This window comes from Streptomyces sp. NPDC059355 (genome assembly GCF_042752335.1).
In the GTDB taxonomy this organism is placed as follows: Bacteria; Actinomycetota; Actinomycetes; order Streptomycetales; family Streptomycetaceae; genus Streptomyces.
On sequence record NZ_JBHYXN010000067.1, the window covers coordinates 1 to 19,647 of the forward strand.

Genomic DNA, 19,647 nt, shown 5'->3' on the forward strand with positions numbered 1-19,647 from the left:
CGCCCTTGACGGCCCGGACCGACACGGAAGGACAGTCGACTGCCGGGAAACCCCCGAACCACCCCCGACCCCGAACAACGAGACCCCGCCAGCCGGCGATCCCGACCACCACCCCCGACCTCAAGTCCACGGGCACCTTCCCGTCGTACGCTGAGGTGATGAGAACTCCTCGGCAGGCAGCGCGGATTGTCGTCCTCTCCCCCAGCGGATCGGTGTTCCTCTTCCGGGAGAACAACATCGAGGTCGGGATCCACTGGCTGCCGCCCGGCGGGGGGATCGATCCCGGGGAGACTCCTGAGCAGTGCGTGCGAAGGGAGTTGCGCGAGGAGACCGGGTGGACCGATCTCGTGCCGCAGCGGCTGCTGTGCACCTGGGAGCACGACTTCACCCATCAGGGGATCCCCGTACGGCAGCACGAGCACATCTACGTCACCACCGGCCCGCGCCGCGATCCCGTCCCCGAGTCGCCCGACGCACACTGGCGGTGGCTGTCGCAGCAGGCCCTGGCCTCGCTCGGGGAGCCCCTGTGGCCGCCGCGGCTCGCCGAGCTGCTGGCCGATACCCCGGCCGAGACCGTTCACCTCGGCCTGGTGGGCAACCAGGGCCGTACGGTGACGTGAGTCATCGGGCGCCGGCGATCCATCGTCGGACCGCCGCGTTGGTGGTGCCGTCCAGGGCGGCGACGGCTTCGATGGCGTGAAGGTCTCCGGCGAGCGGCGGGATGCCGGCCGCGGTCAGCGCGGCGTGCAGCTCAAGGCGTCGGTGGTGCGCTGCGCCGATTCGGCTGCGAGGCCGCTCCTCCGGGCCCGGGTCCGGGATCGGTGCGGGGCTCGCGAGGCGGGTGTCCTCCGCGCCCTCCGTGTCCTCGAAGTCCCGCACGCCGGGGAAGCGGTAGGGGTCGAGCGCCTCCTGCGGTTTCGGCACGCGCGGGGAATCGCGCCACTTCATGCAAGGACCCCCTGGAGTCGGCCTGGCGGTGGGGAAGTCGCGGCGGGCGGGCCTGTACCGGCGCGGTGGGGGCGGGTGCTCACACCCCCTGCTCCTGCAGGGCGTGGGCGCCCGCCGCGATCACCTCGGCGAGCTGGTTGGCGACGGCGACGCTGCATCCGCCGAGCCGGACGAACCCGCGGGCGCCCACGGGCCCGTCGTTGGCCAGGGAAGGGAGCACCATTCCCGCCAGCGCGAGGGCTGCCTGGAGATTGGTGGCGGCGTCCAGGCCTGCCTGGTAGGCGGCGTCCTGAAGCCGCTTGTACCGGATTGTTTCAGCGTATGAGGGCTCGTACGCCATGGTTGCTGTCCTCTCTCTGCGGGTGGTGCGGGGGGTGCGGGGCAGTCCTCGGAGGCCGTCGCGACTGGATTGCGGACCGCCCGTGACTTATCGGATTCGGTTGTCGTTCCTCAGATGAAAACGATCACTACGGCGGGCTCCGGGAAGGACCACGTTCTCCATGCGGTCAGAGGCTGTCGCGCCTTCGTCCCCGGCGCCGTACGCGGTGGCGCCATCGTCGCGGCCTTCACCTTCCTCGGCCGCGCCCGACGAGCGCTTGCCGGGCGCGGATCGCTCGGGCGGCGGACCGGTGTCGGCCGGGGACTTCCCGGACGTGACCGTCATGCCCCGTAGTGGAGTCTGGGGGCCGGGGAGGACCTGGAGTTGCGGTGTCGCGGCGTCGGCTGGCGGGGCGGCCGGGTGAGCGTGATCTGGCGGACGAGCTGCTGGAAGCAGGCGAGTGCGGCGATGGCGGGCAGGGTCGCCGCGGCCTGGGCGGGGAGCGTCCTCGGTGCCTGGGCCACGCACAGGAGGGTGGCCAGGGTCGAGAACAACAGGACGATGGACCAGGAGTGGACGGCGCGGCGCTGGTGCAGGGCCGCCCTGAGGATGGACAGCGAGGCGACCATCCAGGGGCCGTAGATCAGCAGCGGCCACCAGCTGACCACGTCGTGGCCGGTGTGGGGTACGGCGCTGTGCCGTAGGGCGTCGCAGATGGCCAGCCCGCTGAAGATGCTCACGACGGCGGCGATGAGCGCGACCAACACGGACGTGCACAGGCTGCCCGTGCGCATCAGGGCCACTCCCGGCGTCTTCGCCCGTACGGTCCGGCGGCGGTGCCCTGCGGATGCTGGCGCCGGACCGATGCCCGGCGGTCCGGCCACCAGCCCGGTGGTGCTCACCGCGTCGTTCACTTCGTCGAAGACGACCCGGTCGAAGGACTCCGTCTGGGCGCCCATGCTTCCCTGAAGCAGACAGGCGAGCTCCTCCGCCGGATCCCACGCGCCGTTCTCCTGGGCCGCCCCGAGTGGCGAATACCCGATGCTGATGTCCTGCTCGGGATCCGGCACGGGCCGAAACGTGCGGGCATCCGGCTGGGTGGGGAAGCCGGTCCAGTCGTGATGACCATATGGTTCATACAAGGGAGTCCTGCCTCAATCGGCCGTCAGTGCTGCACATCCCGGGTACAGCCGCGCCGTGCGACCGTCGATTGAATTCGTGACAGATCGAGCTCATCGCTTCCAGGAAGTCCTCGAAGATCGAGGACGAGTAATTCAGCTCGATTTTCAGACCTTCATGATGGAGAGCCGCGGTCTCACCCTGGGCCCGGTCCGATGAAGCCGGTGTGAAAGTCCACTTACCCATCCGGGCGACCCCTGGGCGAGCAAGGGCATCCTCTTCTCCCGCACGCCGATGGAAGATTGCACCGAGGTTTGCTGTTGTCATAGTCCAACCAACGCTTCCGGCGCCGGGCAGGGTGTGAGCCATGCGGGTGATGATGATGGAGCGCACGCGTACGGACCGTTTCCCTTCACCGCTTCTGCAGTATCGGCGAACCGCCAGGACCAGGGTTCACCGCAGCTCAGGGCAGTGATGGCGAGGAGTGGGCCGGGGTGGATCGGGGTAGAGCACGGGGCCGGACCGAGCCGGCCGACCGCCCCCTCGCCCCGGTTTCGGTATCGCCTGTGTGGGGGTGGAGCGATCGCCGTGCTGTCAGGCCGGCGCGCTTCGCCCGCCCTGCCCCGCAACCGGCCCGTCTCACGGAAATAGGAAATTACTGCAAGCAGACAAGGTGCCCCACATGGCTGCAATGAGAGCGCGGGGCATAACTCTGCATATGCCGCTGCGTTATGTGGAGATGTTGCCGAGGGCTCGAGCGCGGGCCCCGTTGCACGAATCCGTCACCGGAAGGGACCCGCTGTGGCAGACATGTTGGTGAGGCTCGTGCTGATCTGTGCAGTACTAGGTGCGTTCTGGGGCGCAATGGCGTCGTCGGGGGTGGGCCGGATGCGGCACAAGGACGCCCTCGAACTGAGGCGCCAGCAGCACTTCAGGTTCGTCTTGGAGCGCAATGCGAATGCCCCCTGGCTCTTCCAGCACGAAGTCCCGGAGGCTGCCGCGCCGGTGCGAGAACCCGTCGGCAGCGCGACGTGTTCCGCCTGCGGAGCCCTGGCCGGGCGGGGGGGGCGGGGCCCCTGGCTGAGCGTCGGCGCCACCCACCGCTCACGAGGGGCGTGTGTAGATCCGGATGGTGTCGCGGATGAACTGGCGGCTCTGTTCGGGCGCGAGTGCTTGTGCTTGGAGGTGGTCGTACATGAAGTGGTAGGGCCGACGGTCCGCGGGCTTCTCCAGGTAGAGATCGCTGGTGAAACGCTCCAAGTACACGACTCCCGCGTCGTTGTCGGAGAACGTGAGGATGGAGAACTGCCCCGAGACACCGGGGTGGGCTCCTGCGGTGTGCGGGAGGACCTGCACGGTGATGTGCGGCTGGGCGCTGATGCGGTCCAGGTGTTCGAGCTGTTCGCGCATGATGTCGGCGGTGCCGACGGTGCGATGTAACGCCGATTCGTCCAGGACGACCCATAAGCGAAAGGGGCGGGCGGGGTGGTGGGCGCGGTGCTGGCGCCGTAGCCGCACCTCAAGACGGATGGCGGCCTGTTCGGCAGTGATGTGAGGGTTCGTCTCCCCGATGACCGCCTCGGCGTAGGCGGGGGTCTGCAGCAGGCCGGGCATCAGCAGTGGCTCGTACGAGTGAATGGAGACGGCCTCCGTCTCCATGCCGACGAACACGCCGTAGGGCACGTCGCCGTAGGCGACCCACCAGCCCTGCCGGCCCGACTCCTTCGCCATCCGCATCAGCGAAGCGACGAACGACTGGTCGGTGACGTCGTAGAGTTCGCACAGATCACGCACGTCACGGGGATTGATGGCGCGACGCCCCGTCTCCAGAAGGCTGATCTTGGACTGGGAGACCAGGAGTAGACCGGCCACTTGCTGGGACGTCATGCCCGAGGCCCGGCGCAGCCGCCGAAGTTCCGCGCCGAGGCGAAGCCTTCTGACGGTGGGGCTTCCGTTCGCCGCCATGGGCGGTTTTACCTCCAACTACACGGACTCACACAGAGATGCAGGGCCCACGGCAAGCGGCAAAGGCATTCTGCTTACCCGAACCGGCGGGGGGCACGCTCGGATGGCGAAGACCACCTATCCGGTCCAACGGGCAACACCCGGAACGGCTCCCCCGACGGCGGACGACCCCGCGCCCGGCGCCGCCGGATGTCCGGCGGCGTCCGCCCACAGCCTCTGCGACGCCCGTCGTGACCGCAGGGCGGCCGCGTTCCCACCGCCTTGCGGGCGTCATGCCAGGTGACACCGATCCAGTCCTTCGAGCGATCGAGCGGCCGATTGTTTACGACTGTGCGCCATCGTACCCAACCCGGACATGCGTCACCGACGGACCGTCAGTTCCTAAGCGGAGGACTGTCTTTGGCTCCGGCGGCGCGGACCTCGAACCCTCCCCGGGGCCGCCTCCCGCTCCCGGGTGGCCGGTGTCCGGACGCGGCCGGTCGTCGGCTCGTGCGGCGTTCGGCGTACACGGGAGGCGAAAGGGGCGCATACCGCCGCGGTCGACGCGGCTGCGGACCTTGGGCCCCGGCTCGCGCACCGCGGGTGCGCCGGCGGCTCAGCGCGTCGCCGCCGCCGCCTTCGCGTACAGCGTCGCCGCGTACTCCCCCAGGATCGTGCTCGTCGAGACGTCGTCCGTGTCGCCGCCCGTCAGGATCCCGATGATCTTGCCGTCCTTCGCCAGCCAGGCGCTGCCGCTCGTGCCGCCCGGGAAGTCCGCGCAGTCGAAGCGCTGCTCCGCCGGCGTCTCGCGGATCGCCGACGCCGTGCACGTGCGCGGGACCTTGCGGTCCGCCGGGTAGCCGGTGACGGTGATCTCCTCGCCCGAGCGGCCCGTGGTGTCCAGGGTCGCGGCGCCCGTGACGTCCTCGATGTTGCGGCCCGAGGCGTCCGGGGCGAGGCGGGCGAAGGCGAGGTCGTAGTCGTCGTTCGAGTCCTCGGACCAGCGGGAGTCCTCGAAGACCTCTTCGATGGTCCAGGCGCCGTACGGGGCTCCGCCGTTCGCGTACGCGGGTGCGAAGACCGCGCCCGCGTCGCCGTGCTTCCCGGCGAGCAGGCAGTGCCCGGCGGTGACGATCAGGTTCTTGCCCGCGCTGTGCACCACGGTGGCGGTGCAGAAGTGGTCACCCTGTACGCCGCCCTCGAACAGGGCACCGGTGAAGGCGGCGGGGCTGCCCGGCCGGGGTGTTCCCGAGGTGTCGAGCTGCGGCTGCTTCGCCGCTTGCGATCGCGAAGACGAGCTCGGCGAGGGCTTCGCCGGGGCCGCCGCCTTGACGTGCGCCTCCGGTCGGCCCTCCGCAGCCGGCACCACCTTCGTCATGACGGCGGACGCGCCCAGCGCCGCCACCGCGCACAACACCCCGGTCATCACGGTCCGCTTGTCCACCGCCACCGCCCCTCCCACTTTGCTCCGGCGAAGCATGCCTTGATCTTCACCTTCGCCGCAAGGGGACCTCCGGGCTCCCGCCCCCTCACGCCCCTGCCCACAGCCCTTCCGGCGTCAGACCCAGCAGGTCGATCGCGTTGCCGCGGACGATGCGGTCCACCACGTCCGGCGCCAGGTGGGACATCTGGGCCTCGCCCACCTCCCGCGACTTCGGCCACGTCGAGTCCGAGTGCGGGTAGTCGGTCTCGTAGAGGACGTTCGCGACGCCGATCGAGTCCAGGTTCTTCAGGCCGAACGGGTCGTCGAAGAAGCAGCCGAAGACGTGCTCCGCGAAGAGCTCCGACGGCGGACGGTGCACCTTGTCCGCGACGCCGCCCCAGGCCCGGTTCTCCTCCCACACCACGTCGGCGCGCTCCAGGATGTACGGGATCCAGCCGATCTGGCCCTCCGCGTACATGATCTTGAGATTGGGGAAGCGCTCGAACTTGCCGCTCATCAGCCAGTCGACCATCGAGAAGCAGCAGTTGGCGAAGGTGATGGTGGAGCCGACGGCCGGCGGCGCGTCCGCCGAGGTCGACGGCATGCGCGACGAGGAGCCGATGTGCATCGCGATGACCGTGCCGGTCTCGTCGCACGCCTCCAGGAAGGGGTCCCACTCGTCCGTGTGGACGGACGGGAGGCCCAGGTGCGGCGGTATCTCCGAGAAGGCGACCGCGCGCACGCCGCGCGCCGCGTTGCGGCGGACCTCGGCGGCGGCCAGCCGGGCGTCCCAGAGCGGGATCAGGGTGAGGGGGATCAGGCGGCCGTGCGCGTCCGGGCCGCACCACTCCTCCACCATCCAGTCGTTGTACGCCCGTACCCCGAGCAGCCCGAGCTCGCGGTCCTTGGCCTCGGTGAAGGTCTGGCCGCAGAAGCGGGGGAAGGTCGGGAAGCAGAGCGCCGACTGGACGTGGTTGACGTCCATGTCCGCGAGGCGCTCGGGAACCGAGAAGGAGCCCGGGCGCATCTGCTCGTACGTGATGACTTCGAGTTTGATCTCGTCGCGGTCGTAGCCGACGGCGGTGTCGAGGCGGGTGAGGGGTCGGTGCAGGTCCTCGTACACCCACCAGTCGCCGATCGGGCCGTCGTCGCCCCTGGCCCCCATGACGGGGGCGAACTTCCCGCCCAGGAAGGTCATTTCCTTCAGGGGGGCGCGGACGATCCGGGGGCCGGTGTCCCGGTATTTGGACGGGAGCCGGTCCCGCCAGACGTGGGGAGGTTCAACCGTGTGGTCGTCCACCGAGATGATCTTCGGGAAGGTCTCCATGTGGACTACGGTAGCGCCGATCTGACGAACCGTCAGCTAGTTGGGGAGTGATCGGTCCGACACGGGCTGACGGGTAAGCGCAAGACAGGGCAGACTGGCCCTTACACCGACGGAAGGCAGGGGGGACGACAGATGGACGGCATACCGGCCATCCCGCACCAGCGGAACCACCCCGAGGCAGCCCGGCGCCACTCCGCTGCCGCGCCGGACACCACGACCGGGACCCGGCCCGACCTCACCGCCGCTCCCGCCGCGGACACCGGAACCGGCACGCCCGCCTCTCCCGCCGCCGACACCGAGGCCGCCACGCCCGCCCCCGACGCCACTCCCGCCCCCGCCCCCTGCCGCTTCGCCGTCCTCGGCCCCATCCGCGCCTGGCGCGGCGGCGAGGCGCTGCCCTCCGGCACCCCCCAGCAGCGCGCCCTGCTCGCCGCGCTCCTGCTGCGCGGCGGCCGTACCGCCACCGCGCCCGAGCTGATCGACGCGATCTGGGGCGAGGACCCGCCGCAGCAGGCCCTCGCCACGATCCGTACGTACGCCTCCCGCCTGCGCAAGGTCCTCGCGCCCGGCATGCTCGTCACCGAGTCCGGCGGCTACGCCATCCACACCCCCGCCGAAGCCCTCGACCTCGGCGTCGCCCGCAGCCTCGCCGCCGAGGCCGAGCAGGCCCGCGGCGCCGGCGACCGCATCCTCGCCCGTACGCTGCTCGACCGCGCGCTCGACCTCTGGGACGGCGAACCGCTCGCCGGGGTCCCCGGCCCGCACGCGGACACCGAGCGCACGAGGCTCCAGGAATGGCGCCTCCAGCTGCTGGAGACCCGCCTCGACCTCGACCTGGAGGTCGGCCACCACGCCGAGGCCGTCTCCGAGCTCACCGCCCTCACCGCCGCCCACCCGCTGCGCGAGCGGCTGCGCGAGCTCCTCATGCTCGCCCTGTACCGCAGCGGCCGCCAGGCCGAGGCGCTCGCCGTGTACGCCGACACCCGCCGGCTCCTCGCCGACGAACTCGGCGTCGACCCCCGGCCCGAACTCGCCGCGCTCCAGCAGCGCATCCTGCGCGCGGACGCCGAACTCGCCTGCGCCGAGGACCCGGCCCCGGCCGCCGCGCCCGCACTCATAAGGCCCGCCCAATTGCCCGCCACTGTCGCCGACTTCACCGGCCGCGCCACCTTCGTCAACGAGCTCGGCGAGATCCTGTCGGGCGTCGGCGGCCAGGTCATGGCCGTCTCCGCCCTCGCCGGCATCGGCGGCGTCGGCAAGACCACCCTCGCCGTGCACGTCGCGCACGCCGCGCGCCCGCACTTCCCCGACGGGCAGCTCTACGTCGACCTCCAGGGCACCGAGCCGCGGCCCGCCGAACCCGTCGCCGTCCTCGGCTCCTTCCTGCGCGCCCTCGGCACCCCCGACACGGCCATCCCGGACAGCGCCGCCGAGCGGGCCGCGCTGTACCGGTCCACGCTCGACGGGCGCCGCGTCCTGGTCCTGCTCGACAATGCCCGTGACGCCGCCCAGGTCCGCCCGCTGCTGCCGGGGACCGCGGGCTGCGCCGCGCTCGTCACCAGCCGGGTCCGCATGGCGGGCCTCGCCGGGGCCCATCTCGTCGACCTCGACGTGATGAGTCCCGAGGAGGCCCTCCAGCTGTTCACCCGGATCGTGGGCGCGGAGCGCGTCGGCGCCGAACGCCAGGCCGCCCTCGACGTGGTCGGAGCCTGCGGTTTCCTGCCGCTCGCCATCCGCATCGCCGCCTCCCGGCTCGCCGCCCGCCGCACCTGGACCGTGTCCGTCCTCGCCGCGAAGCTGGCCGACGAACGCCGCCGGCTCGACGAGCTCCAGACCGGAGACCTCGCCGTCAAGGCCACGTTCGAGCTCGGGTACGGGCAGCTGGAGCCCGAACAGCAGCGCGCGTTCCGCCTCCTCGGCCTCGCCGACGGGCCCGACATCTCGCTGGCCGCCGCGGCCGCCGTACTCGACCTGCCCGAGTACGACACCGAGGACCTCCTCGAAGCCTTAGTGGACTGCTCCCTCCTCGAATCGGCCGCGCCCGGCCGCTACCGCTTCCACGACCTCGTACGCCTCTACGCGCGTGCCTGCGCCGAACGCGACGAACTGCCGCCGAGCGGGCGGGACGCCGCCCTGGACCGGCTGCTGGACTTCTACCTCGCCACCGCCTCCGCGGTGTACGCGGTGGAGCGCCCCGGCGACCGGCTCCCCGCCCACCTGTCCGACACCCACTACCCCGGCCTGCGCTTCGCCGAGCCCCGCGCCGCCCTGGACTGGCTGTACGCCGAGGCGGACCCGCTGCTGGCCTGCGTCCGGCAGGCCTCCGTACGCTCGACCGGGCGGGCGGACGTACTGCGCCGGGCCGTCGACCTGTTGTGGGCGGCGAAGGACCTCGCCGAGTCGGGGGCCAACTCCAAGCAGTACGAGTCCGCCGCCGTGGCCCTGCGCGACGCCGCGCACGCCGCGAAGGACCCGCACGCGGAGGGCCGGGCCCGGACCACCCTCACCAACGTCCACCTGGTCGCGGGCCGCTTCGGCGAAGCCGACGAGGAGGCCCGTCAGGCCATGGACCTCGCCCGCGAGGCCGGCGACCCGCTGCCCAGCTGCTGGGCGCCCAACGACCGAGGGATCATCGCCCTCTACCAGGGCCGGCACGCCGACGGCGAGCGGTACCTGCTGGAGGCCATCGAGAACTTCCGCGCCGACGGCAACCACATCGGCGAGGCCAGCGCCCTGTGCAACCTCTCCCGGATCCACGTCGAACTGGGCCGGCTGACCAGCGCCATCGACCTCGCCCAGCAGGGCATCGCCATATACGACCGGATGGGCCTGACCCTGCGCCTGGCCAACGGCCGCTACGCGCTGGGCATCGCCCTCACCGAGGCCGGGCGGCTCGGCGAGGCCCAGGACCAGCTCACCGAGGCGCTCTCACTGTTCCACGACAACCGGCAGCCGCTGTGGGAGGGCGTGACGCACTTCCGGCTGGCCGTGGCCCATCTGGCCGCGCACCGGCCCACGCTGGCCGCCGCGCACGCCGAACAGGCCATCGCGCTGCGCGGGATCGGCGGGGAGTGGCGGCGGGCGACCGTGCTGACGGTGCTGGGCAAGGCGCTGCGGCGGCTGGGGCAGCGGGACCGGGCGCGGGTGTGCTGGCGGGACGCGGAGGTCGTCTTCAAGCAGCTGAAGTCGGCGGAACTGACCGAAGTGCAGGCCTTGCTGGCCGCGGAGATAGCGGCCTGAGCGGCTTGAGCTGCGGTGATCGGCCGGCCGGCCGCTGACCGCAGGCTGCCCGCCGCCTGATGATCGGCTGATGAATGAGGCATTCATCGTTCGTTTATCGCCGCCCGCCAAGATGGATACATCGACTCACCGCGTCGGGGGGCGCGAGAGTCGTCTGGAGGACCACCCGTTCGGCGGTCCGCGGGGGAATCGCCGAACGGGCCCTACCCATCCATCAGGAGAACCGATGACGACGAACGAGAACATCCTGCCGAACGACGGCGACATCAAGCCGATGGACAATCACGCTTCCGGCATCGAGATCAAGCCGCTCGACGACAGCCTGGTACCGGGCGTCGACATCACACCGATGGACAACCACGCCTCCGGCATCGAGATCAAGCCGCTGGAGAAGAAGCCGGCTTCGGGCGAGGACATCGTGGCGATGGACAACCACGCCTCGGGTCCGCGTCCGTAAGACGTCCCACGGGGGATAGCGGGGGACGGGGGGGCCGGTTCCACGGGGGATACGGGGAACCGGACCAACAGGGGCCGCGCGGGGATTCGGGGGAACCCCACGCGGTCACGGGGGAGCACGGCCCGGTGGGGTCACGGGGGAACCACCGGGAGCACGGACAACGGGGGAGCACAACAAGGACGGCGGCCGCGGTGGCCCGGAGGGGGAGCCACCGCGGCCGCCGTCGCATGCGCGCGTACGGTGCGTCTCACTAGGCTGGCCCCGTGTTCACCTCACAGGGACCCACCGTCCGCGAGCTCGCCGTGCAGGCCCTCTCGTCCGTCGAGCGCGGGTACGACCTGCTCTCGCCCAAGTTCGACCAGACCCCCTTCCGCACCCCCGACCGCATGCTCGACGCCGTTGAGGAGACGCTCGCCCAGCGGGAGGGCTCCTTCGGGGCCGGGCTCGACGTGTGCTGCGGGACCGGCGCCGGGCTCGGGATGCTGCTCCGGCTGTGCCGGGGCCGGGTGACCGGGGTGGACCTGAGCGCGGGCATGCTGGCCGAGGCCGCGCGGGCGCACCCCGAGGAGCGCGTCGACCTCGTACGGGCCGACGCCCGGGCGCTGCCGGCGGAGTCGGCGGGCTCGTACGACCTCGCCGTCAGCTTCGGCGCCTTCGGCCACTTCCTCCCGGCCGAGCGGCCCGGCCTCTTCTCCGGCGTCCACGCCGCGCTGCGCCCGGGCGGCCTCTTCGCGTTCCCGATCGGGGCGCCGATCCGTCCGGCCTCCGGGGTGTGGTGGGCGGTGGCGGGCTTCGACGCGGCGATGCGGGTGCGCAACGCCGTGTGGCGGCCGCCGTTCGTCATGTACTACCGGACCTTCCCGCTGGGCGGCGTCCGCGCCGATCTGCGCGCGGCCGGCTTCACGGTGGAGACGGTCCCCCTGGACCACTTCGGCCGCCGCGACGACGGAACCCCGCGCTGGCGCCTCGTCCTGGCCCGCAGGCCGGCCGCCTGACGGCGCGGCGCGGAAGGCCGGCCGATGTCCCAGGAGGACGTCATGGAACCCGCACTCCCCGAATGGATGTATCCACCCCGTCCGAGCGGATGGGAAGCGGACGACCTGGACCACCTGCCCCAGGCACCCCGGCACACCGAACTCATCGAGGGAGCGCTCGTCTTCAGGGTTTCCCCGCAACGGTTGTGGCATTCCCGCCTCGTGGTCAACCTGGCCTTCGGACTGCGTCAGGCCGCGCCTGAGAACATCGAGATCGAACAGGAGATGACCGTTCGCCTCGACAGGAGGAGCCGCCCCGAACCGGACGTCCTGGCCGCGACGGTCACCTACGACCCCGACCGCACCCGCCACCTCCCCGAAGAGGTCGTCCTGGTGATCGAAGTGGTGTCCGAGGAGTCGGCCGACCGTGACCGCTCGATCAAGCCCTTCACGTACGCCCAGGCCGGGATCCCCCACTTCTGGCGGGTCGAGGACGAGCAGGGCGAGCCCGTCGTACACGTCTACGAGCTGGACACGGTCACCCGGACGTACGTCCCGACCGGGATCCATCGCGACCGGCTCAAGGTGGCGGTCCCGTTCCCCGCGGACATCGACCTGGGCACGCTCACCCCCTGACCAGGCGGGCGCGGAGTTCGCGCTTCAGGACCTTTCCGCTCGCGTTGCGCGGCAGCTCGGCGACGAACTCGACCTCGCGCGGGACCTTGTAGTTGGCCATCTCGCGGCGGGACCAGGCGATCAGGTCGTCGGCGGTGAGGGTGGAGCCCGGGTGGCGCACCGCGTACGCCTTGCCGACCTCGCCCAGGCGCGGGTCGGGTACGCCGACCACGGCGACATCGGCGATGTCCGGGTGCAGGCCGAGGAGTTGCTCTATCTCGGCCGGGTAGGCGTTGAACCCGCCGACGATGAACATGTCCTTGATCCGGTCGGTGATGCGCAGGTTGCCCTCGGCGTCGAGGACCCCGACGTCGCCGGTGCGCAGCCAGCCGTCGGGGGTGACGGCCGCGGCGGTCTCGGCCGGGTCCTCGAAGTAGCCCTGCATGACGTGGTGGCCCCGTACCCACACCTCCCCCGCGGTGCCGGCGGGACGGGCCCGCCCGTGCTGGTCGGCGATCCTCACCTCGGTGTCGGGGATGGCCCGTCCCGAGGTCGAGGCGATGACCTCGGCCGGGTCCCCGCGGCGGCACATCGTGACGATGCCGCTCGCCTCGGAGAGCCCGTACGCGGTGAGCACGGTGGCGATGTGCAGTTCGCCGCGGAGCCGTTCGACGAGCTGGAGCGGGACGACGGCGGCGCCGGTGACGACCAGGCGCAGCGCCGACAGGTCGTGGTGGTCGCGCTGGGGGTGGTCCAGGAGGGACTGGTGGAGGGTGGGCGGGCCGGGGAGTACGGAGATCCGCTCGGCGGCGATGTTGGCGAGGACGGTGTCCACGTTGAAGACGGGCTGCGGGACCATCGTGGCCCCGCGCATCAGGCAGGCGATGATGCCGGCCTTGTAGCCGAAGGTGTGGAAGAAGGGGTTCACGATCAGGTAGCGGTCGCCCTCGCGCAGACCGGCGAGCTCGCTCCAGACGTCGTAGCAGCGCAGCGACTGGGCGTGGGTGATGACGGCGCCCTTGGGGCTGCCGGTGGTGCCCGAGGTGTAGATGATGTCGGAGGGGGAGTCGGGGCGGATCGACTCGGCGCGCTCGCGCACGGTCTCCGCGCCGATTTTGTCCCCGCCGGCCAGGAACTCCTTCCAGGTGCGGAAGTCGTCCGGGGCGTCCTCGGCGAGGACGACGACCTGTTCGAGGTGCGGCAGCCCGGGCAGCGGCCCGCGGCCCTCCCCCTCGGCCGCGGCGCGGCGCAGGGAGGCGACGTACGAGGTGCCGAGGAAGGTGCCGGTGACGAAGAGGAGTCTGGCCCGGCTGCGCCGCAGGACGTACGCGGCTTCGGAGCCCTTGAAACGGGTGTTGAGGGGGACGAGTACGGCGCCCGCCGAGACCGCGCCGAGCGCGGAGACGATCCACTCCAGCGTGTTGGGGGCCCATACGGCGACGCGGTCCCCCGGCTCGACCCCGGCCGCGATGGCGGCGGCCGCGGCCCGCTCCACGCGCTCGCCGAGCTGCGCGTAGCCGATGCGGACGCGCCCGTCGACGACGGCCTCGCGGTCGGCGTACCGTGCGGCCGCCGCGCGCACCAGCCCCGCGATGCTGCCCCAGCGCAGATCCCCCCGCGCGTCTTCGGTCATCGCACACCCCTCCCAGTAGCTGACTATCCGTCAGATTAGCTGTAGCCTTCGCGGCTGTCAGTACTGGTGCAGCCCCGGAGGTGGCGATGGCGGCAACACTCAAGGACGCTACGGCGATAGTCGGGATCGGTCAGACCGCCTTTGCCAAACGGCTTCCCGAGTCCGAGAAGGAATTGGCCTGTCGCGCCATCCTGGCCGCTCTCGCGGACGCCGGAATAGCGCCTTCAGAAGTCGACGCCTTCTCCTCGTACACGATGGAGGAGACCGACGAGGTCGAGGTCGCCAAGGCCATCGGCGCCGGCGACGTCACCTTCTTCTCCAAGATCGGCTACGGCGGCGGCGGCTCCTGCGCCACCGTCGGCCACCTCGCGGCAGCCGTCGCCACCGGGCAGGCGACCGTGGGCGTCGCCTGGCGCTCGCGCAAGCGCGGCTCCGGCCCTCGCCCCTGGAAGAACACCGCGGTCCAGCTGCCCACCCCCGGCCAGTGGACCCGCCCCTTCGGGCTGCTGCGCCCCGCCGACGAGATCGGGATGCTGGCCCGGCGCTACATGCACGAGTACGGCGCCACCCGTGACCACCTCTTCAACGTGGCGATGGCCTGCCGCAACCGGGCCAACGAAAACCCGGCCGCGATGATGTACGAGCGCCCGCTGACCCGCGAGATGTACATGACCTCCCGCATGATCAGTGATCCGCTCTGCCTCTTCGACAACTGCCTGGAGACCGACGGGGCGCTGGCCTGCGTGATCGTCTCCGCCGAGCGGGCCCGCGACTGCCGCCGGAAGCCCGTCTACGTCCACTCCGTCGCCCAGGGCCTGCCCGCCCAGCACCACGGCATGGTCAACTACTGGAACGACGACCCGCTGTCCGGGCCCGCCTGGACCGCCGCCCGGCACTTGTGGAAGCAGGCCGACTTCGGGCCCCAGGACGTGGACGTGGCCCAGATCTACGACGCCTTCACCCCGCTCATCCCACTGTCCCTGGAGGGCTACGGCTTCTGCGGGCGCGGCGAGGGCGCCGCGTTCACCGAGGGCGGGGCCCTGGAGATGGGCGGCCGGCTCCCGATCAACACCGGGGGCGGCGGGCTGTCCGAGGCCTACGTGCACGGCTTCAACCTGATCAACGAGGGCGTCAAGCAGCTTCGGGGGGTCTCCACCGCCCAGGTGCCGGACGCCGCGACCTGCCTGGTGACGGCGGGCGAGGGTGTCCCGACGTCCGCGATCCTGCTGAGGAGCTGACCCCATGACCACCACCACGGCCTCCGCCGCCGACTCCGCCCCGGCCTCCGCGGACGATCTGCTCCTGCCCGTCCCCGACGAGGACGGTGCCCCCTTCTGGGAGTACGCCGCCCGGGGCGAACTCCGCGTCCAGGCCTGCACCGCGTGCGGCCGGCTCCGCTTCCCGCCCCGCCCGTGCTGCCCGCACTGCCAGTCCTTCGACTCCGAGTGGCTTCCGATGAGCGGGCGCGGCCGGATCTGGTCGTACGTACGGCCGCACCCGCCGCTGCTGCCCGCGTACGCCGCGCAGGCCCCGTACAACGTGATCCTCGTGGAGCTCGCCGACGCCCCGCACATCCGCCTCGCCGGGAACCTGGTCAGCTCGGCCGACGCCCCGCTGGACTCCGTGGACCCGGCCCGCCTGCGCATCGGCGCCCGCGTCCAGGTCGTGTTCACGCAAGTCCGCGGGATGGCCGTGCCGCGCTGGGTGCTGGAGAAGCAGTGACGGTACGGGTGGAGCGGGACAAGGCGAGCGGGGTCGCGGTCGTCACCCTGGACCGCGAGCGCAGGCACAACGCGATCGACCTGGCGACGGCCGCGGAACTGGCGGCGGTGTGGCGCAAGTTCCGGCACGAGGAGGACGTACGGGCGGTCGTGCTGACGGGCGCCGGGCAGGCGGCCTTCTGCACGGGCATCGACCGCGGGGTGGAGGTCCCCCAGCCGTCCTCCCCGTACTCGGTGGACGATCCGCTGGTGTCCGTCGGCCCGAAGGCGAACGACCTGTGGAAGCCGGTGGTCGCCGCCGTCAACGGCATGGCGTGCGGCGGGGCGTTCTACCTGCTGGGCGAGTCGGAGTTCATCGTCTCGTCCTCGACGGCGACCTACTTCGACCCGCATACGGCGTACGGGATGGTCAGCGCGTACGAGGCCGTGTACATGGCGCAGCGGATGCCGTTCGGGGAGGCCGCCCGGATGTCCTTGATGGGGACGGCGGAACGGCTCTCCGCGCGGCGGGCGTACGAGATCGGGCTGGTCTCCGAGCTGGCCGAGCCCGCGGAGCTGCCGGCGGCAGCGCTGCGGGCGGCCGGGACGCTGGCCGGGTATCCGACGGAGGCCGTGCAGGGCACCGTACGGGCCCTGTGGTCGGCGAAGCAGGCCGCGCTGCAGCAGGCGCTGGCTCAGGCCCCGGCGCTGATAGCGCTGGGGAACCTCTCCCCGGAGCGGCAGGCGGACCTGTTCACGGGGCGCCGGGCGGCGCCGGAGCCGCGGATCCGCTAGCGGACACCCATGGCTAGTTGATCGTGCCGACGACGCAGGCGCTGACGTCGGCCGCCTTGTCCTTCTGGGCCATCTTGGCGGTGACGGTCTGCGTCTCGCGGGCCTTGAGCGAGACCGGGACGGTGGTGCGCTCCACGACGCCGCCCGCGCCCTGGAAGACCAACGGCACGTTGACGAGGCGCGTCGTGTCGACGTCCGAGGTCACCTTGAGGACGGCCTGCGGGCTGCCGGGACCGGCGCAGGTGACGACCTGGGCGTGGGCGGGCGGGCCGGCGCTCTTGGTGGGCGACGGGCTCGACTTGCCACTGCCGTTGCTGCCGCTGTTGCTGTTGCTGTTGCTGTTGTAGCTGCTCCGCTTCTTGGAGCTGGAGCAGCCACCGCTGCCGCTGCTCTTCGAGCCGTGACCGTGCCCGCTGGACGAAAATCCGGTGAGCGCGAACACGACCGCGACCAGCACCGCGGTGAACCTGATACGACGTCCGGCCACCATGGCTCGAAACCCCTCCCCTGGACAACGGCGGGCCACGCTATCACCGCTTGCCCCGTTCACAGTTGCCATGCATATGATCAAACCCGGCCAACGGGGAGGCGCACCATGTCCGGTTCCTTGCGGCGCAGTCGAAGGTGAAGACGCTGTGAAATCTGTAAGGGGATCCGGTGCTGACCTACTACGAAGTCATGACCACGGACTTGGGTCTATTGACCACGGCGGCCGCCAAATGGGAGGAAATGGCGGGTGAGCTGAAGAAGGTCGAGACCCGTTACGGCGATTCCGTGCAGAAGATCACGCTGGGCGGGGAAACCTGGAACGGGGTCAGCCAGCAGACAGCCCATACGGGTTTCGCGGCGACCCGCTACGAATACACCGCCGCGCAGGCCCAGGCGAAGGCGATCGGGAGCCTGCTGCGCGATGCGCACGAGAAGTTCACCGATCTGAAGAACAAGCTGGAGAGCGCGCGCGACGACGCGATAGCCGCCGGCATGACGGTCTCCGAGCAGGGGCACGTGGCCTTCGACTGGTCGAAGCTGACGCCCTCCGAGCGCAGCGCGTACCACCACGACCCCGACGGCCAGAAGACGGTCGGCGACGCCGTCACCAAATGGCAGAAGCACATCGACGACCGCGTGAAGGCCGTCGCCGAACTCGACGCCGACGTCAAGACCGCCCTCAGCGCCGCCGTCATCGACAGCAACCGGGACGCCCTCGGCAAGGGCGACGACGAAACGCTCACCGGATTCAACCGCTACGCCGAGGGCGACCTGGACAAGGCCCCGAAGAAGCTCGACGACGGTTCCGGGGACAAGCCCAAGGAAGACGACGGCTTCACTTTCACCGGGCCCGACGCCGGCATGAAGCTCACGGGCACCAAGTACGGCAAGGAGGGGTCGATCAAGCTCTACGCCGACCTCTTCCACATGACGTACAAGGGTGAGTACAACAACGGGGCGCTCAACCTCGGCGGCGTGGACGACATGTACCTGGGAGCCAGGGCCACCGCGAACTACGGAATCACCGACAAGGGCATCTCCGGCAAGGCCGAGGCGTCCGCGGGTATCCGGGCGATGCTGGAGGGGCACGCCAACTACGGGATCGTCGGCGGCTACGGTCGCTTCGAGGGATTCGCGGGCGGCGAGGCCTCCGCCAGCCTCGGGTTGGGCCAGCAGGGCTTCAACGGCGCCTTCAAGGCGTTTGCCGGTGAGAAAGCCAGCGTCGCCGCAGGCGGGGAGGTCGCCGGGCTCGGCGCCGGCGCCACGGCCGAAGGCTGGTACGGCGCGGGCGCGGAATTCAAATGGGACTTCGGCAAGGGGGAGGACGGCAAGTACCACTTCGGCGGCAAGGCCGGCCTGGCCCTCGGTGTCGGCGGCGCCGTCGGAGGCGAGTTCACGGTCGACCCGGGCAAGGTCAAGGACGTCGCGGTCGACGCGGCCGACTGGGTGGGCGACACGGCCGGCTCCCTCAAGGGCGAAGTCACCAGCTGGCTCCGTTGATCGACTGATGTACTCCCCTTGTGGAAGGAGGGCCTGAAATGCCCACGACCCTGCCGGTGCCGATCGAGTTCAGCCTGCCCGACGGATGGCGATCCGCACCTCCGGACGAGGTGGGCGCTCCGGGCGTGGCGTTCATCGCGCTGCACGGGCACCCGGACGACGGATTCACCGCCAACATCACCGTCGACGGCGACTTCCGCCCCGACGGGGCGACGCTCGCCGACATGGCCGAGGAGTCGGTGGAGCGCCTGCGCCGGGCCGCCGCCGAGTCGGTGACGGTGACCAGCCGCCGCGAGCTCGGCTCCGAGGCCTCGCCCGGCCTGGCCCAGCGGCTGACCCTGTCGGCCGTGGGGGGCGGCGTGCGCCGCGACCTCGTCCAGTCCCACGTCTACCTGGCCGTGCTGGACCAGGAGGACCCGCACCGGCGTGCGGTGATCCGGCTGATCCTGACCTCGACCGCGGCGCAGGAGGACGGCGTCCTGAACGACTTCCAGGAGTTCCTGCGCACCGTCAGCCTCGACACCGGGGCGGAGGCGTAGCGATGGGCCGCCTCTGGGACAAATACATGGGCACGGTGCGCGCGGACTCGGGAGCCAGCGCGATCCCGACCCAGGAGCTGCGGGCGGCGCTGCTCGCACTGAACGGCACCGGTGTGGTGTTCAGCGTCCGCGAGGCGGGCGGCGGGGGCGCCGATCTGGTGGCGGACTGGAAGATCATGGAACCCGCCACCGGCTCCGGCCTGAGCCGCCGGCAGGTGGAGCGGACCTTCAAGGTCTGGCTGCGCCTGCTCCCCCAGGAGCGGGAGGTGCGGGCCATGGACGAGCAGTGGGCGGTGACCCGGGCCGGGAACGCGCCGGGCCGGACCGTACAGCGCGAGCACGGCCGCGGGCCCATCCGGCACAGGCAGAAGGAGTGGACCTTCGAGAGGGGGCCCGACGGCAGCCGCCGGAAGGTGGAGTCGTTCCGCCTGGACACCCGCGACCTGAAGGACCCGCTGCGCAAGACGGTGCTCGGCGCGGGCTGGAGCTGGCACGGGGTCCGCAAACTCTGACGGACCCCGCCGGGTCCGGGTCCGGGCCCGGGGCCCGGGTCCATGTCCCGGGTCCGGACACCCGGACATGGCGGCGGCCCCGACCCCCCGTGAGGGGGGCGGGGCCGACCAGC

19 protein-coding genes are annotated in these 19,647 nt (G+C 71.3%); 11 read left to right on the forward strand and 8 right to left on the reverse strand.

The genetic code is table 11. The annotated features are described in order from the left end of the window. Positions 1-158: 158 nt before the first annotated feature. Positions 159-620: an NUDIX hydrolase gene (locus ACFXGI_RS36490; RefSeq protein ID WP_384716634.1), complete on the forward strand. Its 462-nt coding sequence runs from the start codon at positions 159-161 to the stop codon at positions 618-620. A 1-nt stretch (position 621) separates the two neighbouring features. Here ACFXGI_RS36490 and ACFXGI_RS36495 read toward each other — a convergent pair whose 3' ends face one another. The 6 genes from ACFXGI_RS36495 to ACFXGI_RS36520 form a co-directional block, all read right to left on the reverse strand. Continuing rightward, positions 622-948, reverse strand: a complete 327-nt coding sequence (locus tag ACFXGI_RS36495; protein WP_384716637.1) for a hypothetical protein — start codon at positions 946-948, stop codon at positions 622-624. A 79-nt stretch (positions 949-1,027) separates the two neighbouring features. After that, the gene (locus tag ACFXGI_RS36500; RefSeq protein WP_384716640.1) at positions 1,028-1,288 is read right to left on the reverse strand and encodes a hypothetical protein; all 261 of its coding nucleotides are present in this window, start codon (positions 1,286-1,288) and stop codon (positions 1,028-1,030) included. A 320-nt stretch (positions 1,289-1,608) separates the two neighbouring features. Beyond that, the gene (locus ACFXGI_RS36505; protein WP_384716643.1) at positions 1,609-2,337 is read right to left on the reverse strand and encodes a hypothetical protein; all 729 of its coding nucleotides are present in this window, start codon (positions 2,335-2,337) and stop codon (positions 1,609-1,611) included. Positions 2,338-3,490: 1,153 nt separating this feature from the next. Further along, positions 3,491-4,351, reverse strand: coding sequence for a helix-turn-helix domain-containing protein (locus tag ACFXGI_RS36510; protein ID WP_384716645.1), 861 nt, complete (start codon positions 4,349-4,351; stop codon positions 3,491-3,493). A 595-nt stretch (positions 4,352-4,946) separates the two neighbouring features. Beyond that, the gene (locus ACFXGI_RS36515) at positions 4,947-5,774 is read right to left on the reverse strand and encodes a trypsin-like serine peptidase (protein WP_384716648.1); all 828 of its coding nucleotides are present in this window, start codon (positions 5,772-5,774) and stop codon (positions 4,947-4,949) included. Between the two features lie 85 nt (positions 5,775-5,859). Then, positions 5,860-7,080, reverse strand: a complete 1,221-nt coding sequence (locus tag ACFXGI_RS36520; RefSeq protein WP_384716651.1) for an amidohydrolase family protein — start codon at positions 7,078-7,080, stop codon at positions 5,860-5,862. A gap of 132 nt (positions 7,081-7,212) precedes the next feature. Here ACFXGI_RS36520 and ACFXGI_RS36525 point away from each other — a divergent pair, with 132 nt between their 5' ends. From ACFXGI_RS36525 to ACFXGI_RS36540, 4 genes are all read left to right on the forward strand, one after another. Beyond that, complete coding sequence (locus ACFXGI_RS36525) at positions 7,213-10,320, forward strand: BTAD domain-containing putative transcriptional regulator (RefSeq protein WP_384716654.1); 3,108 nt, start codon at positions 7,213-7,215, stop codon at positions 10,318-10,320. Between the two features lie 226 nt (positions 10,321-10,546). Next, entirely contained in the window at positions 10,547-10,777 is a 231-nt protein-coding gene (locus ACFXGI_RS36530) for a hypothetical protein (RefSeq protein WP_384716657.1), read from the forward strand. A 263-nt stretch (positions 10,778-11,040) separates the two neighbouring features. Further along, positions 11,041-11,772 carry a class I SAM-dependent methyltransferase gene (locus ACFXGI_RS36535; RefSeq protein WP_384716660.1) on the forward strand — a complete coding sequence of 244 codons (732 nt, stop codon included), beginning with the start codon at positions 11,041-11,043 and terminating at the stop codon, positions 11,770-11,772. A gap of 42 nt (positions 11,773-11,814) precedes the next feature. Further along, a complete protein-coding gene (locus ACFXGI_RS36540) occupies positions 11,815-12,387 on the forward strand; it encodes a Uma2 family endonuclease (protein WP_384716663.1) in 573 nt (190 codons plus the stop codon). Here ACFXGI_RS36540 and ACFXGI_RS36545 read toward each other — a convergent pair. After that, complete coding sequence (locus ACFXGI_RS36545) at positions 12,377-13,999, reverse strand: FadD3 family acyl-CoA ligase (RefSeq protein WP_384716666.1); 1,623 nt, start codon at positions 13,997-13,999, stop codon at positions 12,377-12,379. The genes ACFXGI_RS36540 and ACFXGI_RS36545 overlap by 11 nt on opposite strands. Positions 14,000-14,085: 86 nt before the next feature. On the opposite strand from ACFXGI_RS36545, the gene ACFXGI_RS36550 reads away from it, so the two are divergent. Genes ACFXGI_RS36550 through ACFXGI_RS36560 form a run of 3 tightly spaced genes read left to right on the forward strand, consistent with a single transcriptional unit; the run spans position 14,086 to position 16,494 of the window. After that, the gene (locus ACFXGI_RS36550; RefSeq protein WP_384716669.1) at positions 14,086-15,237 is read left to right on the forward strand and encodes a lipid-transfer protein; all 1,152 of its coding nucleotides are present in this window, start codon (positions 14,086-14,088) and stop codon (positions 15,235-15,237) included. A 4-nt stretch (positions 15,238-15,241) separates the two neighbouring features. Further along, positions 15,242-15,721: a Zn-ribbon domain-containing OB-fold protein gene (locus ACFXGI_RS36555; protein WP_384716672.1), complete on the forward strand. Its 480-nt coding sequence runs from the start codon at positions 15,242-15,244 to the stop codon at positions 15,719-15,721. Then, positions 15,718-16,494 (forward strand): enoyl-CoA hydratase/isomerase family protein, encoded by a 777-nt coding sequence (locus ACFXGI_RS36560; protein WP_384716675.1) that lies wholly within the window; start codon positions 15,718-15,720, stop codon positions 16,492-16,494. Before ACFXGI_RS36555 ends, ACFXGI_RS36560 begins: the two co-directional genes overlap by 4 nt. Positions 16,495-16,507: 13 nt before the next feature. Here the strand turns inward: ACFXGI_RS36560 and ACFXGI_RS36565 are convergent, their stop codons facing one another. Then, positions 16,508-16,984, reverse strand: a complete 477-nt coding sequence (locus ACFXGI_RS36565; protein WP_384716677.1) for a hypothetical protein — start codon at positions 16,982-16,984, stop codon at positions 16,508-16,510. Between the two features lie 188 nt (positions 16,985-17,172). Between ACFXGI_RS36565 and ACFXGI_RS36570 the strand changes: the two genes are divergently transcribed. From ACFXGI_RS36570 to ACFXGI_RS36580, 3 genes are read left to right on the forward strand one after another with little or no spacing between them, the layout of a single operon-like run. Beyond that, positions 17,173-18,483, forward strand: coding sequence for a hypothetical protein (locus tag ACFXGI_RS36570; RefSeq protein WP_384716680.1), 1,311 nt, complete (start codon positions 17,173-17,175; stop codon positions 18,481-18,483). A 38-nt stretch (positions 18,484-18,521) separates the two neighbouring features. Then, positions 18,522-19,022 (forward strand): hypothetical protein, encoded by a 501-nt coding sequence (locus ACFXGI_RS36575; protein WP_384716683.1) that lies wholly within the window; start codon positions 18,522-18,524, stop codon positions 19,020-19,022. A gap of 2 nt (positions 19,023-19,024) precedes the next feature. After that, positions 19,025-19,534: a hypothetical protein gene (locus ACFXGI_RS36580; protein ID WP_384716686.1), complete on the forward strand. Its 510-nt coding sequence runs from the start codon at positions 19,025-19,027 to the stop codon at positions 19,532-19,534. Positions 19,535-19,647: the final 113 nt, after the last annotated feature.